The 13,761-nt window shown below is 63.1% G+C and carries 13 protein-coding genes; 3 read left to right on the top strand and 10 right to left on the bottom strand.

Annotated features, from left to right (window positions below; all coding sequences use genetic code 11):
- Nucleotides 1-23: 23 nt before the first annotated feature.
- Nucleotides 24-377: a winged helix-turn-helix transcriptional regulator gene (locus BLU39_RS09460; protein WP_092712299.1), complete on the bottom strand. Its 354-nt coding sequence runs from the start codon at nt 375-377 to the stop codon at nt 24-26.
- 114 nt (nt 378-491) lie between these two features.
- On the opposite strand from BLU39_RS09460, the gene BLU39_RS09455 reads away from it, so the two are divergent.
- Together BLU39_RS09455 and BLU39_RS09450 are read left to right on the top strand one after the other, a co-directional pair.
- The gene (locus BLU39_RS09455) at nt 492-1,199 is read left to right on the top strand and encodes a glutathione S-transferase family protein (protein ID WP_092712297.1); all 708 of its coding nucleotides are present in this window, start codon (nt 492-494) and stop codon (nt 1,197-1,199) included.
- Between the two features lie 160 nt (nt 1,200-1,359).
- Complete coding sequence (locus BLU39_RS09450; protein WP_175539269.1) at nt 1,360-3,402, top strand: S9 family peptidase; 2,043 nt, start codon at nt 1,360-1,362, stop codon at nt 3,400-3,402.
- Nucleotides 3,403-3,575: 173 nt separating this feature from the next.
- Here the strand turns inward: BLU39_RS09450 and BLU39_RS09445 are convergent, their stop codons facing one another.
- The 9 genes from BLU39_RS09445 to BLU39_RS09410 form a co-directional block, all read right to left on the bottom strand.
- Complete coding sequence (locus BLU39_RS09445) at nt 3,576-5,627, bottom strand: esterase-like activity of phytase family protein (RefSeq protein WP_092712293.1); 2,052 nt, start codon at nt 5,625-5,627, stop codon at nt 3,576-3,578.
- A gap of 71 nt (nt 5,628-5,698) precedes the next feature.
- A complete protein-coding gene (locus tag BLU39_RS09440) occupies nt 5,699-6,625 on the bottom strand; it encodes a helix-turn-helix domain-containing protein (protein WP_092712291.1) in 927 nt (308 codons plus the stop codon).
- Between the two features lie 55 nt (nt 6,626-6,680).
- A complete protein-coding gene (locus BLU39_RS09435; RefSeq protein ID WP_254788943.1) occupies nt 6,681-7,109 on the bottom strand; it encodes a helix-turn-helix domain-containing protein in 429 nt (142 codons plus the stop codon).
- On the bottom strand, nt 7,021-7,233 hold the full coding sequence (locus BLU39_RS28900; protein ID WP_254788942.1) for a hypothetical protein: 213 nt from the start codon (nt 7,231-7,233) through the stop codon (nt 7,021-7,023). The genes BLU39_RS09435 and BLU39_RS28900 overlap by 89 nt, the downstream gene beginning before the upstream one ends.
- Nucleotides 7,234-7,248: 15 nt before the next feature.
- Nucleotides 7,249-8,724: a mannitol dehydrogenase family protein gene (locus BLU39_RS09430; protein ID WP_092712289.1), complete on the bottom strand. Its 1,476-nt coding sequence runs from the start codon at nt 8,722-8,724 to the stop codon at nt 7,249-7,251.
- Between the two features lies 1 nt (nt 8,725).
- A complete protein-coding gene (locus BLU39_RS09425) occupies nt 8,726-9,772 on the bottom strand; it encodes an ABC transporter ATP-binding protein (RefSeq protein ID WP_092712286.1) in 1,047 nt (348 codons plus the stop codon).
- Between the two features lie 22 nt (nt 9,773-9,794).
- Nucleotides 9,795-10,613: a carbohydrate ABC transporter permease gene (locus BLU39_RS09420; RefSeq protein ID WP_092712284.1), complete on the bottom strand. Its 819-nt coding sequence runs from the start codon at nt 10,611-10,613 to the stop codon at nt 9,795-9,797.
- Nucleotides 10,614-10,623: 10 nt separating this feature from the next.
- Complete coding sequence (locus BLU39_RS09415) at nt 10,624-11,484, bottom strand: carbohydrate ABC transporter permease (RefSeq protein WP_092712282.1); 861 nt, start codon at nt 11,482-11,484, stop codon at nt 10,624-10,626.
- 114 nt (nt 11,485-11,598) lie between these two features.
- Nucleotides 11,599-12,909, bottom strand: a complete 1,311-nt coding sequence (locus tag BLU39_RS09410; RefSeq protein WP_092712279.1) for an ABC transporter substrate-binding protein — start codon at nt 12,907-12,909, stop codon at nt 11,599-11,601.
- Between the two features lie 310 nt (nt 12,910-13,219).
- Between BLU39_RS09410 and BLU39_RS09405 the strand changes: the two genes are divergently transcribed.
- A partial coding sequence (locus BLU39_RS09405) for a carbohydrate porin (protein ID WP_139178213.1) occupies nt 13,220-13,761 on the top strand: 542 nt, incomplete at its 3' end.

The raw sequence follows: 13,761 nt of genomic DNA, 5'->3' as shown, positions 1-13,761 counted from the left end.
AACAGTTGTTTCTGTAGAGACATCTAGCCGGCATCGGGCGCGAGGAAGGCGCCGCCCGCGTCCGCCTGTCCGCGCAGGCGCAAGCCGATGGCGCGCAGCATCTTGACCAGTTCGCGCAAGCGCAGGCCTTCGTCCGTCAGCTGGTATTCCACCTTGACGGGCACTTCCGCGTAGATCGTACGCGTCAGCAAGCCCGCTTCTTCCAGCGCGCGCAAGTCCAGGGTCAGCATGCGCTGCGAGATATTCGGCACGGCGCGGCGAATTTCACTGAAGCGCTTCGGCCCCGCCATCAGATAGCTGAGCAACACCACTCGCCAGCGCCCGCCCAGCAAGCGCATCGCCTCTTCCACGGCGCAGCCGGAGACATTGTCTTTCATTGTTCGCTTCCAACCTGGTATAAAAAATGTACCTATACCACATTATTCTGCCTTCTTCCAAATAGTAACCATCACGATTAGACTGCCCTTCCCTCACCTCAATGGAGTTTCGACTTGGAAACCACCCTGATCTACAGCGTGCCGTTCGGCTGCTCGTTTGCCGCCATCGCCGCCCTCGAATGGAGCGGCTTGCCGTATCGTTTGGCCCGCGTGGAAGCGCGCGACCCGGCCAGCAAGCGGCATCCGGCCTTTCTCGCCATCAATCCCCTGAGCCAGACGCCGGCCCTGCTCACGCACACCGGTGCGCCGCTGCTGGAAAGCATGGCGATCCTGCTGCACCTGGCCGCCCGCGCACCAGGCAGCAACCTGGGTTTTGCGCAAGGCACGCCGGAATATGATCGCCTCAACAGCGTGCTGTCCTTTTTGCACACGACGTTTCACGCGGCCTTCATGCCCGCCTTCCAGGCCGCGCGCGCGGTGCCGGAAGATGCGCGCGCGGGCGTCTGGCGCGAGATGGCCGTCGAGAAAGTGAACAAAAGCCTGGCCCACTTGGAGCGCCTGCTTGCTGGCCGCGCCTGGCTCGTATCGGACACGGCACCGACCATCGCCAACGCCTACCTGGCCGCCACGGCGCGCTGGGCCGAACCGCTGCAGCTGGCCAGCCTGGCCGATTATCCGAACACGGCGCGCGTGCTGGCGGCGCTGGAACTAGACCCCGGCATCCGCTTTGCCCACGCCATCGAAGACGGCGTGCCGGCCGCCAGCCGGGGCGGTTTCCTCGGCCACGTGGCGCTCGACCAACTGGCGCAAAACGCCGGCTAACCGGCGGTCAACTCCCGCAGCAGGTGCATCTTTATTGCTATGATGTCGGGCTGCCGGCGGTACAGCCGGCCACGTCAATACCATATCGATAACGTCGCAATATAAAACGGGAGTTTGAATGAGTTTACGTCTGCTGCTCTTGGGAGCATTCAGTGCCGCCATGGCCACCACTGCCGCCGTGCCGGCCTTGGCCGCGCCGCGCGGTTTCACCGTGGAAGACATGGTGGCCATGGAACGTGTGGGCAGCCCCGTGCTGTCGCCGGACGCCACGCGCGTCGTCTACACGGTGCGCACCACCAACCTGGACAAGAACCGTGGCAACACGCAGCTGTGGATGATCGACCTGCGCGCGCCGAATGCGGCGCCGCGCCAGCTCACGCGCGGCGATGCCAGCGCAAGCGACCCGCAATGGTCGCCGAACGGCGACGCCATCTACTTCCTGTCCGGCCGCTCCGGTTCCTCGCAAGTGTGGCAGCTGCCCCTGAATGGCGGCGAAGCGGCCAAGGTCACCGACCTGGCGCTGGACGTCGACACCTACCGTCTGTCGCCGCAGGGCGACCGCCTGGCCTTCAGCATGGGCGTCTTCCTCGATTGCGCGGACCTCGCCTGCACGAAAAAGCGCCTCGATGAAAAAACGAAAAACAAGGCGAGCGGCATGGTCTACGACCAGATGTTCGTGCGCCACTGGGATACCTGGGCCGACGGCCGCCGCAACGCACTGTACTCGGCGCCGATCGACGCCACCGGCAAGGTCAGCGCCGCGCCCGTCAGCCTGAGCGGCACCCTCGACGGCGACGCGCCATCGAAACCGTTCGGCGACAACGGCGAATACCACTTCAGCCCGGATGGCAAGACCGTGGCCTTCTCCGTGCGCGTGGCCGGCCGCACGGAATCGTGGTCGACCAACTTCGACGTCTACACGATTCCCGCCACCGGCGGCCAGGCGCCGCGCAATCTCACGGCCGACAACCCGGCCTGGGACGCGAAAGCGACCTACTCGCCCGATGGCCGCACCCTGGCCTATATCGCCATGACCAAGCCGGGCTTCGAAGCGGACCGTTTTCACCTGGTGCTGATGGATGTCGCCACGGGCAAGAAACGCACCGTGGCCGACGACTGGGACCGTTCCGTGGCTGACTTCCGCTGGACGCCGGATGGCAAGGCCTTCCTCGTCACCGCCGATGACGTGGGCCAGCATCGTCTGTTCCACATCGACGCGGCCAGCGGCAAGGTCGCTGCGCTGACGGGCAAGGGCGCCGTGGGCGACTTCGACGTGCGCGGCAATACCATCGTGCTGGCGCAAGCCAACCTGGCATCGGGCGCGCAGCTGTACACGCGCAAACTCGACGCGAAGTCGGAAAATGCGCCGATGGTGCAGCTGACGAAACAGAATGCGGCAGCCCTGGCCGACGTGCGCTTCGGCGAATATGAACAGTTCTCGTTCGCCGGCGCGAATGGCGAAACCGTCTACGGCCACGTCATGAAGCCGTGGAATGCCAAGGCCGGCGAAAAATATCCAATCGCCTTTTTGGTGCATGGCGGCCCGCAAGGCAGCTTCGGCAACAGCTGGAGCTACCGCTGGAATCCGCAAGTGTATGCGGGCGCCGGCTACGCCACCGTCTTCATCGACTTCCACGGCTCGACCGGCTATGGCCAGAAGTTCACGGACTCCATCAGCGGCGACTGGGGCGGCAAGCCGCTGGTCGACTTGCAGAAGGGCCTGGAAGCGGCCACCAAGAAGTTCCCATGGCTGGACCGCGAACGCAGCTGCGCGCTGGGCGCGTCGTACGGCGGCTACATGATGAACTGGATCGCCGGTAACTGGCCGGACGGCTTCAAATGCCTGGTCAACCACGACGGCGTGTTCGACAACCGCGGCATGGCTTACGCGACGGAAGAACTGTGGTTCACGGAATGGGAAAATGGCGGCACCTACTACGACGCGCCGGCCAAGCACGAGCAGTTCAACCCCGTCAACTACGTGAAAAACTGGAAGACGCCGATGCTGGTGGTCCAGGGCGACCTCGATTTCCGCATCCCCACAGCACAAGGCCTGGGCACCTTCACGGCGCTGCAGCGCCAGGGCATCCCGAGCAAGCTGCTGGTCTTCCCGGACGAAAACCACTGGGTGCTGAAACCGGCCAATTCGCTGCTGTGGCATCACACCGTTTTGGATTGGTTGAATACCTACACGAAGAAGTAAACCCAAGCGAAAGGGCTGGGGTCGGACCCTCAGGGTCCGACCCCGGTATTTCGCCTTCAGGGGTTAAAAAAGCCGCGCGGTGCAGAGATGCACCGCGCGGCTTTTTATCGTGCAAGTGGATGGTAGGTCGGATTAGCGGCGCGCAGCGCCGCGTAATCCGACACAGCAGCACATCAATACGTATTAAGCGCCTTGGCAAACTTCACGATCCACAAGCGGCTTGGACGTTCGCGGTCGTCGCCGCGCGCCACGCGGATGGTGTTGGCGGCGTTGCAGCCGGCGGTGCTGCTCGTGACGATGGTGCCGTTGGCGTCGACCGTGCACTTGGTCACGTCGGCGCCATCGACTTCCACGCCATTCGCGTCAAAGACCTTGGTTTTCAGGCCGAAGTCATTGTCGTTGGCCAGCGCGATGGTCGAGTCGTCGATCAGGGTCAGGCCTTCCGCTTTTTCCGCCGCCCAGCCGATGGCGTTCAAGTCCAGCAGCAGGGTTTTCTTCAGCGGCGTGACGGCGGCCCAGTCGGCGCCATTGACGGCCGCGCCGCCCATGCTGCTTTTTTCCAGGTCCGACGTGGTCGCGTTGAAGGCGGCGGCCGCAATATCGGTGGCACCCTTCAATTCGACCAGCATCAGTTTGTTGAACACCTTGCCCGACGGCGCGGCGCCCTGCTCGATGACGAGGAACTTGCCGCCGCCCAGCGCCACCATGTCGCCCAGCTTGGCGTTGCCCGTGCGGCCATCCTGGTAGTCGGCCGCATTGAGCGGGTACGCAAACATCTTGCCGCTGGTGCCCGTCGTCGGATCGAATTCGATCCAGCGCGTGAAGCGGGCGAAGCGCTCGACCTGTTCATTCTTCTTCGTCACCGAATACGGCGCCGTGCCGTCGGACAGGGGGCTTTGCAGGAAGGCGTACAGCTTGTCGTTGCTCGTGTCCAGGGTCATGCCTTCCATGCCGCGGTTGGCGCGGCGCTTGGCGAACAGCGCCGGCAAGCCCTTGCCCGGCTCGTACCTGGCCTGGATGATGCCCGTGGCCGCATCGATCTTGACGATGAACGGGCCGTATTCATCGGACACCCACAGCGCATTGCGCTTGGCATCGACGACGATGGCTTCCGAATCGAGACCGCCCGCGTTGAAGACGGCCTTGCCGCTTGCGTCGAACTTCATCGCATCCATGACGGGAATCTCGGCCGAATTGCCGACGGCGCCCACGGGCACGGGCAAGCCCGAACTGTTGACGGTAGCCGATACCTTGATCGGCGTGCTCGATGTCAACACGGCGCCGTTCTTGCCCACCGTGAGCACGCCGAACGAAGGCGTGAAGCTCGGCGACGGGAAGATCTTGCTGCCGATCGTACCCTTGCCCGATGGATCGGGGAGCAATGGGCCGTCGCCGTTCGGGCCGCGATCCGTCAAGCCATAGAATTCCAGGTCGCCCGCAGCGTTCTTGCCCTTGTAGGCCAGGCCCGAACCGTACGATGGCAAAAAGCCGTTCGGGAATTCGCCCTTGATCTTGGCGTTGGCGCCTTCGTACGGCACGTAGAACTTGCTGTCCGCCTGGATCTGGTAGCGCGTCACGGTCACTTTCACTTCGCCGACCGGATTGGCTTGCGTCAGTGCCTCGTTGACGGGCGCGCCCGCTTTCGAGGCGAGGGTGTCTTCAAAATGCTCGCGCACGAGGGCGCGGCGCTCCGCATCGACCGTGCGGCCGGCGAATTTCGCGCCCACGGCCGCCAGATGCGCGGACAGGGCCGCGTTGAAGACGGCCGGTGCGGTGGCGAAATCGAGCGTCTTGCCGGCCAGCGCGGCCTTCACTTCCGCCGTCAGCTTGATGCCGTTCGACGGATCGCTGTCCTCGTCCAGCAATTGCAGCGCCAGCAGGCGGTTGACGACCTTGTCGTCCGCCACGTTGGTGCTGGCGGCCAGCGCCAGCGGCGTGACGACGGGGCCGCACGGGGCCGAGCCCAGGGCCAGGCCGCCCACGCTGAAGGCGACCGTGTCGCCCGGGTTGCAAATGAATTCGCCCTTGGCATTGGTGCTGGCCTTGGCCGCGCTGCCGGCCACGTAATCGAGTCCTTCCACCGCGCCGTCGAGGAACACGCCCGTCTGCGCCACGGGCTTGGCCGGTTCATTGTGGCTGTCGCTGCCGCCACAGGCGGCCAGGGCCAGGCCGGCGGCGATGGCCAGCAAGGTCAGTTTCGGGGTGGACGTTACGGCAGTCTTCATGCATTCCTCGGCTAGGGTGGGATTGAAGCCGTGGAGGATAACTGTTCAAAGTGACAAGCCCATGACAGGCATCACGGCGGTGGCGTATCCGCAACAGGCCCGCCGATGCCGCCAAAGCGTCCATCGGCCTGGCGCCGGAATTCCTTCGGCGTGACGCCCTTCACCTGCAAAAAGCGGCGGTTGAAATTGGCCACGTTCTGGAATCCCACGTCGTAGCAGACATTCGATACATATTGATCCGTATCCATCAGCAGCTGGCAAGCCTTGTTGATGCGCAGGCGGTTCATGAAATCCGTGAAGCTGTTGCCCGTCGCCTTGCGGAAGAAGCGCGAGAATTTACTCAGCGACATGCCCACCTGCTCGGCCAGCATTTCCGCCGAAATCGGCTCGCGGTAATTGTCCGTGATGTAGTTGAGGACGGCATTGACCTTGGCCAGGGTGGCGTCATCGTCGTAGGAACGCAGGGAGGCGCTCGACAGCAGCCGGTAGTTGGCCGTGCGCGCCAGCTTGCTCATTAATTGCACGAATTCGGCGAAGCGCTCGGCGCCGTGCGTGGCGCGGATGCGCGCCAGGTGCTGCTCGGCCTCGTAGCCCATGTCGAAAAACTCCACGCCATAGCTGGAGCGTTCGAGCAGCGGCAGCAGCTCGCGCAATTCGGGGATCACGCGCGCGGCGCCGGCCAGCGGCGCGTGGGCGAATTGCACGATCATGTCGCGCAGGGCCACGCCCCCTTCCGGCATGACGTTGGATATCCAGTTGTGCGGCAGGCGCGGCCCCGTCAGCACCAGGTGGCCCGGCGAGAACTCGCCGATATAGTCGCCCACGAACAAGCGCCCGCTGGTGGCGACGATCAGGTGCAGCTCGTACTCTTCATGGCAGTGCCAGCGCACGCGCGAGCTGGGATAGCCATGTTCCAGGTAATTGATGATGCCGTCGTAGCTTTCGCGTTCCAGTTCGGGCGCCTTGCGCTCGCCGTCCTTCTGCCATCGGTATTCCATGCTCGTCTCTCCCAGGCTGTCCCCGCCTGTGCCATCCAATGTACCTCAAAAAGCGTCACTCGCCAAAGCGGCCCAGCGCCTGCTGGCGAAATTCCTTCGGCGTCATGCCCGTCAATTCCAGGAAGCGCCGGTTGAAATTGGCCACGTTATTGAATCCCGCCTCGTAGCAGATGTTGCTGACGTAACGCTCCGTCTCCATCAGCAGCTGGCAGGCCTTGTTGATGCGCAGGCGGTTGACGAAGTCCGTGAAGCTGTTGCCCGTGGCGTGGCGGAAGAAGCGCGAAAACGTCCGCTCGGGCATGTCCACCTGCTCGGCCAGCTGCTTCAGCGAGAACTGGCTGCTGTAATTATGCACGATGATGTTGATGGCCGAACTGATGCGCGCCAGCGCCGCGTCATCGTCGCTCGACTGCATGGGCACCGTCGACAGCAACTGGTAGTCGCTGGTCTGCGCCAGCAGCGGCCTGCCAGCGCACCAGCGCATTCGGAAAGCCATGCTCGAGGTAGCGGATGAAGCCGAAACTGCCTTTCGGCTCGAAGCCGGGCGTGGCGTCGCGCTGCTGTTCCAGTTCCATCTGCGGCAGGCAAGCATCGGCTTTGCGTGGCATGATCCGCCCTCCCCCTCAAGCGACGATCTGTTCCAGCGCCGCCCGCGCGCCCAGCCCATACAGGCTGGCCAGCGCCTCGCCCACCGCCTGCGTGAATGCTGGTGCGTCGGAGAGGTCGCCAAACAGTTCGCGCAGGGACAGCAGCGTCGTGGCATCCGCCCCGCCCTGCAGCGCCAGCGCGCGCAGGCGCGCCGCGTACGGGTCGTTCAAAGGCAGTTCGCGCCCAGCTTCGTCGTGGCCTTCCAGGTAGCGGAACCAGCACGCCACGGTAAAGGCCAGCAGCTTGATGGCGCCGCCCTGCGCCAGCGCTTCGCGCACGGACGGCAGCACGAATTTCGGGATGCGCGCGGAACCCTCCGTGCCGATGCGCGCCAGCTGGTCGCGCACGGCCGGATTGGAGAAGCGCTCGATCAGGGTATCTTTATAGCTGTCCAGGGCTATGCCTTCCACTTCGTCCAGCAGCGGCGTCACCTCGTCATCCATCATGCGCCGCACGAGCGCGCGGATGCCAGGATCGTTCATCGCTTCGTGCGCGAACGTGTAACCGAGCTGCATGCCGATGTAGCACAGGGCCTGGTGGCTGGCGTTCAGCAGGCGCAGCTTCATCTTTTCATACGGCAGCACGTCGTGCGTCATCTGCGCGCCCACCTTTTCCCAGGCCGGCCGGCCCTGCGGGAATGCGTCTTCGATGACCCATTGGCGGAACGGCTCGCACACGACGGGCCAGGCGTCGATGATGCCGAAGCTGTCGCGCACGAGCGCCCGGTGTTCGTCGGTGGTGGCCGGCGTGATGCGGTCGACCATGCTGTTGGGGAAGCTGCCATCGGTGGCCAGCCAGCGCGCCAGCTCAAGGTCGCGCAGGGCCACAAAGGCCAGCAGCATCTTGCGCGTCACATCGCCATTGTTTTGCAGGTTATCGCAGGACATGATGGTAAACGGCGCCAGGCCCCGCTCGCGGCGCAGGGCCAGCGCGGCGGCCAGGTAGCCGAACGAGCAGCGCGGCGCCTGCGGGTGCGCCAGTTCATGCACGATGTCGGGGTGTTGCGCGTCAAATTCGCCCGTGCCCTGGTTCACATAATAGCCGCCCTCGGTGATGGTCAGCGCGACGATGCGCGTGCCAGGATCGGCCAGCTTTTCCAGCACGGCTTGCGGGTCGTCGGGCGCATACAGGTAGTCGCCCACGCAGCCGATGATGCGCGCAGAGTCGCCCGCCGCGCTGCGCTCGACCACCATGTACAAGCCATCCTGCGCCCGCATGGCGTCGCGCATGGCCGCATCGTGCGCCAGCAAGCCCACGCCGCAGTATCCCCATTCCGCGTTGCCGGGCAAGGCCAGCAAATCGTCGAGGTAGACGGCCTGGTGGGCGCGGAAAAAGCCGCCCACGCCGATATGCACGATGCTGGGCACGAGTGTCTTGCGCGCGTACGCGGGCACGGTCACGGTGGCCGGCAGCTTGGCCAGGTTGGCCTGTTTCAGTTCAATGGCGCTCATTTCAAACTCCCTTGGCGGCGGCATAGGTCTTGCCGGCGCGGTCAAAATAATGGACGAAGCCCGGCTCGAACGTCAAATGCGTCTGCTGGCCCGGCTGCAGGCTGCTGCGCTCGGCGCCGCGCGAGACCACCTGCACATTGTTCGGCAAGCGCACATAGGTCAGGGTTTCCACGCCCAAGGATTCCACCAGGTCGACGGTGACGGGCACGCTGCCCGGCTGCGCCGCGCCCAGGTGCACATGTTCGGGGCGGATGCCGACAAAGCCGTCCGCCTGCGCCGCGCTGCCCGCCTGCGCCAGCAGCTGCGGCGCCGCGTCGGCCGGCACCACGTTCATGCTGGGCGTGCCGATGAATTGCGCGACAAAGCGGTTGGCGGGACGGTCATACAGTTCCAATGGCGAGCCATGCTGCTCGATCTGCCCGTCGCGCAGCACGACGACCCGGTCGGCCAGGGTCATCGCTTCCACCTGGTCATGCGTGACGTAGATCGTGGTGGCGCCCAGTTCGCGGTGCAGCTTGGCGATCTCGATGCGCGTCTGCACGCGCAGTGCCGCGTCCAGGTTCGACAGCGGTTCGTCGAACAGGAACACCTTCGGGTCGCGCACGATGGCGCGGCCGATGGCCACCCGCTGGCGCTGGCCGCCCGACAGCTCCTTCGGCGTGCGCTCCAGGTATTTCCCCAGGTCGAGGATGGCGGCCGCCTTGTCGACCTTCTCGCGGATGATGGCGGGATCGACGCCGGCCAGTTTCAGCGCGAACGACATGTTCTGGAACACCGTCATGTGCGGGTACAGCGCATACGACTGGAACACCATCGCCAGGTCGCGCTTGGACGATGGCAGGGCCGTGATGTCGCGCCCGTCCAGCGACAGCTTGCCGCCGTCGATCGGCTCCAGGCCCGCGATCAGGCGCAGCAAGGTGGATTTTCCGCAGCCGGACGGCCCGACGAAGACGACGAACTCGCCCTGCCGGATTTCCAGGTCGATGCCCTTGATGGCGCGGTGCTCGCCAAAGAATTTCTCGATATTGCTCAGTTGAAGGTAAGCCATGATTGTGTCTCTATTCTGTGGTTTATTTGACTGCGCCAAAGGTCATGCCCTGCACGAGTTGCTTCTGGCAGAACCAGCCCAGCGCCATGATGGGCGCAATCGCCATCAGCGACGCGGCCGACAATTTGGCCCAGAACAGGCCTTCCGGACTGGAATACGAGGCGATGAGCCAGGCCAGGGTGCCCGCGTTGGACGCGCCCAGGTTCAGCGACCAGAACGATTCATTCCACGACCACACCATGCAGACCAGCGCCGTGGAGGCGATGCCGCCCACGGACAAGGGCAGCACGACGTGGCGGAATTCATCCCACACGGTGGCGCCATCCATGCGCGACGCTTCGAGGATTTCGCGCGGCAGCTCTTTCATGCTCGTGTACAGCAGCCAGATCATGATGGGCAAATTCATCAGCATGAACATGATGGTCAGGCCGATGCGGGTGTCGAGCAGGCCGAAGTACTGGTAGCAGATATAGATCGGCATCAGGGCGCCCACGCCGGGCATGTAGCGCGAGCTGAGCATGAATTTCAGCAAGCCGATGGTGCCGCCCGTCGGGAAAAACGCCATCGAATACGCGGCCGGGATGGCGATCACCAGGCCGATGGCGGTGGAGAGCACGCTGGTAAACAGCGAGTTCCACGCGTAGCCGAAGTAATTGTCGCGCGCCAGCACTTCGCGGAAGCTGTCGAGCGTGGGCGTGAAGAACAGCAGCGGCGGCGTGGAAATGGCTTGCCCTTCCGTCTTGAAGGCCATCAGGCCCAGCCAGAAGATGGGGAAGAACAGCAGCAGCGCGCACAGCCAGGCGGCGGCCGTGCGGCCATACAGATTGAATTTGCCATGCATGATGGTCTCCTTATTTCGACAGATTCTTGCCGATGACGCGCATCAGGAAGAAGGCGGCGATGTTGGCGATGAGCACGGCGAACAGGGCGCCGGCCGAGGCCGCTCCCACGTCGTACGACAGCAGTGCCTGCTGGTAGATCATGAAGGTGATGGTGGTCGTGTCAAAGCCGGGACCGCCGCCCGTCGTGGTAAAGATTTCCGCGAAGATCGACAGCAAAAAGATCATCTCGATCATCAGCACCACCGAGACGGCGCGGCCCAGGTGGGGAATATAGAGGTAGCGCAACTGCTGCAGATAGGTCGCGCCATCCATGCGCGCCGCTTCCAGCTGTTCCCGGTCCATCGATTGCAGGGCCGTCATGAAGATCAGGCAGGCAAACGGCAGCCATTGCCACGAGACCATCATGATGATGGAAAACAAAGGGTGGGCCGACAGCCAGTCGACGGGCGTGGCGCCAAAGAAGATGCTGATCTGCGCGAACAGGCCGTAGATCGGGTTGAGCAGCATGTTCTTCCACATCAGGGCATTCACGGCCGGCATGACGAGAAACGGCGAAATCAGCAACACGCGCACGACGGCGCGCCCCGGGAACGCTTCATTGATCAGCAGTCCCAGCGCCGTACCCAGCACCACCGTGACCAGCATGACGGAAAACAGCAGGGTGAACGTATTTTGCAATGCCGGCAGGAAAGAGGCATCGGTAAAGAAGAAGTGGAAATTGGCCAGGCCATGAAAAGGATGGCCGCTCGGATCGAGCATGGAATAGCGCACGAACGCGTAATACAGGGTGATCAGCAGCGGGATCACGGAAATGACGGAGACGGCGACCACGGCCGGCGTCAGCAAAGTCCGGGGGATAATGCGTTTCATAGTGTTCTCTTGGGGCAGGTGAACCGATAACCCGCAAAGCTAAAGTGCCGGGGTCGGCCCCTCATGGTCCGACCCCAGATTACGCCGTTGGGGTACGCAAACAATGCAACAGGCCTACTTGTAGTACCCACCTTTGCGCATTTCTCTTTCCGCCGTCTGCTGCGACAACTCCAGCGCCTGGTCCACCGTCACCTTGCCCAGCAATGCTGCCGCCATCTGCTGGCCGGCCGCCACGCCGATCACCTGGAATTCGGGAATCGATGCGAACTGCACGCCCACGTACGGCGATGGCGGCAAGGTGCTTTGCACGGCGCGCGTGGTGGCCAGGGCCTTGCCTTCGGCGGCGGCAAATTTCGCCACTTTCTGGAACTCGGGGCTCGCATACGTCGACTTGCGCGTACCCGTCGGCACGTTGGCCCAGCTCGTTTCCTTGGCTACCAGTTTCACGTAATCGGGCGACGTGGCCCAGTTGATGAAGCGCTGCGCCTCGTTCGGGTGCCTGGAACTCGATGGTATCGCCAGCGACCAGATCCACAGCCAGTTGGCGCCCCGCTCCGTCACGCCCACGGGCGACTGGGCAAACGCCACCTTGTCGGCCACCTTGCTTTGCTTGGGGTCCGTGATGAAGGACGCGGCAATCGTCGCGTCGATCCAGATGCCGCACTTGCCCTGGTTGAACAGCGCCAGGTTTTCATTGAAGCTGTTGGCGGCCGCGCCCGGCGGACCGTATTTCTTCATCAGGTCGACGTACATGTTGACCGCGTCCTTCCACGGCTTGCTGGTAAATTGCGGCTTCCATTGCATGTCGAACAGCTGGCCGCCGTAGGAATTGGCCATGGTGGTGATCAGGGCCATGTTGTCGCCCCAGCCCGGCTTGCCGCGCAGGCAGATGCCGTACACGCCATTGGCCGGATCGTGGATCTTGGCGGCCACGTCGCGCAGCTGGTTCCAGCTTGGACGGTCGTCGATCATCATGCCCGCTTTTTTGACGAGGTCGCTGCGGTACATGATCATCGAGCTTTCGCCATAGAACGGCGACGCGTACAGCTTGCCGTCGCCGGACAGGCCTTCGCGGATGGCGGGCAGCAGATCGTCGATATCGTACTTGGCGTCCGGCTTGATGGGGATCAGCCAGTTTTTCTTGCCCCAGATGGGCGTTTCATACAGGCCGATGGTCATCACGTCGAACTGGCCGCCCTTGGTGGCGATATCGGTGGTCATGCGCTGGCGCAAGACGCCCTCTTCCAGGGTCACCCACTTGAGTTTGATGTCGGGATTGGCTTGTTCGAAGAACTTGCCGAGTTTTTGCATTTCGATCATGTGGCCGTTGTTGACGGTGGCGATGACCAGATCGGTGGCGGCGAAAGCGGACGTAGCGAAGCAGAAAGCGCCGGCGCACAGCGCGGCAATGGCGGAACGTTTCATTGTGTGTCTCCAGTGTTTTTTGTCGTTGGCGATGCCCGATTACTTGGCACCGCGACCACAATGTAGCACCGGCCTTTGATACTTTCTGATACTCCAAAACCGCAATTCGATACTCTTTTGCAAGCCCGCCATGCGCAAGAGTATCGATATGTGGCAAAAACAACACTCTGAAAGAAAGTATCAGTACTTGCACGTTTTGTATCAGGGTGGTTAAAAAAGCGCTGCTAGACTTGGTTTTCGGCATTAGACCGTGTGCGGTGGCCACCTTCCGGGGCGTCACCGCTGCCACCAACATTCTTCTGGAGACCGCATGAATCGCACTGCATTGAAAACTTTACCTGCCCTGCTCCTGGCCATCGCCAGCGCTTCCGCCATGGCCGACCCCATGTACCCATCCGACTCCGAAGGCTTCCACGGCTACCTGCGCGCTGGCGCCGGCAGCAATACCTCGGGCGACGGCGGTTCGCAAGGCTGCTTCGGCCTGGGCGGCAATACCATGAAATATCGTCTGGGCAATGAGTGCGATGCCTACACGGAATTCGGCTACACCAAGTCGATCGCCAATTCCGGCGGCGTGAACTACCTGGCCACGGTCTGGGTCAACGCTTACGCGCCCAACTCCGATTTCGGCGACAACAAGCTGGGCATCGTCAAAGCCTATGTCGAAGCGCAGGGACTCGACTTCCTGAACGGCGGCACGGCCTGGATCGGCAAGCGTTTCTACTACCGTCCTGACATCCACATGCTGGACTTGCAATACATCAACATGAACGGCACGGGTGCCGGTCTGGACCGCATTCCTGCGGGCCCGGGTAAATTCTCGTACGCCTTCTTCAAGGACAACGACATCAA

The organism is Janthinobacterium sp. OK676 (genome assembly GCF_900103595.1).
Taxonomy (GTDB): Bacteria; Pseudomonadota; Gammaproteobacteria; order Burkholderiales; family Burkholderiaceae_D; genus Janthinobacterium.
The sequence above is the reverse complement of the archived record's forward strand: the minus strand, read 5'-3'. Positions and strand labels throughout refer to the sequence as shown.

Coding starts and splice junctions, on each gene's coding strand:
- BLU39_RS09435 (WP_254788943.1), bottom strand. CDS start 7,109: ATGCGCTGGTGCGCTGGCAGGCCGCTGCTGGCGCAGACCAGCGACTAC.
- BLU39_RS09415 (WP_092712282.1), bottom strand. CDS start 11,484: ATGAAACGCATTATCCCCCGGACTTTGCTGACGCCGGCCGTGGTCGCC.
- BLU39_RS28900 (WP_254788942.1), bottom strand. CDS start 7,233: ATGCCACGCAAAGCCGATGCTTGCCTGCCGCAGATGGAACTGGAACAG.
- BLU39_RS09450 (WP_175539269.1), top strand. CDS start 1,360: ATGGCCACCACTGCCGCCGTGCCGGCCTTGGCCGCGCCGCGCGGTTTC.
- BLU39_RS09460 (WP_092712299.1), bottom strand. CDS start 377: ATGAAAGACAATGTCTCCGGCTGCGCCGTGGAAGAGGCGATGCGCTTG.
- BLU39_RS09440 (WP_092712291.1), bottom strand. CDS start 6,625: ATGGAATACCGATGGCAGAAGGACGGCGAGCGCAAGGCGCCCGAACTG.
- BLU39_RS09410 (WP_092712279.1), bottom strand. CDS start 12,909: ATGAAACGTTCCGCCATTGCCGCGCTGTGCGCCGGCGCTTTCTGCTTC.
- BLU39_RS09420 (WP_092712284.1), bottom strand. CDS start 10,613: ATGCATGGCAAATTCAATCTGTATGGCCGCACGGCCGCCGCCTGGCTG.
- BLU39_RS09445 (WP_092712293.1), bottom strand. CDS start 5,627: ATGAAGACTGCCGTAACGTCCACCCCGAAACTGACCTTGCTGGCCATC.
- BLU39_RS09430 (WP_092712289.1), bottom strand. CDS start 8,724: ATGAGCGCCATTGAACTGAAACAGGCCAACCTGGCCAAGCTGCCGGCC.
- BLU39_RS09425 (WP_092712286.1), bottom strand. CDS start 9,772: ATGGCTTACCTTCAACTGAGCAATATCGAGAAATTCTTTGGCGAGCAC.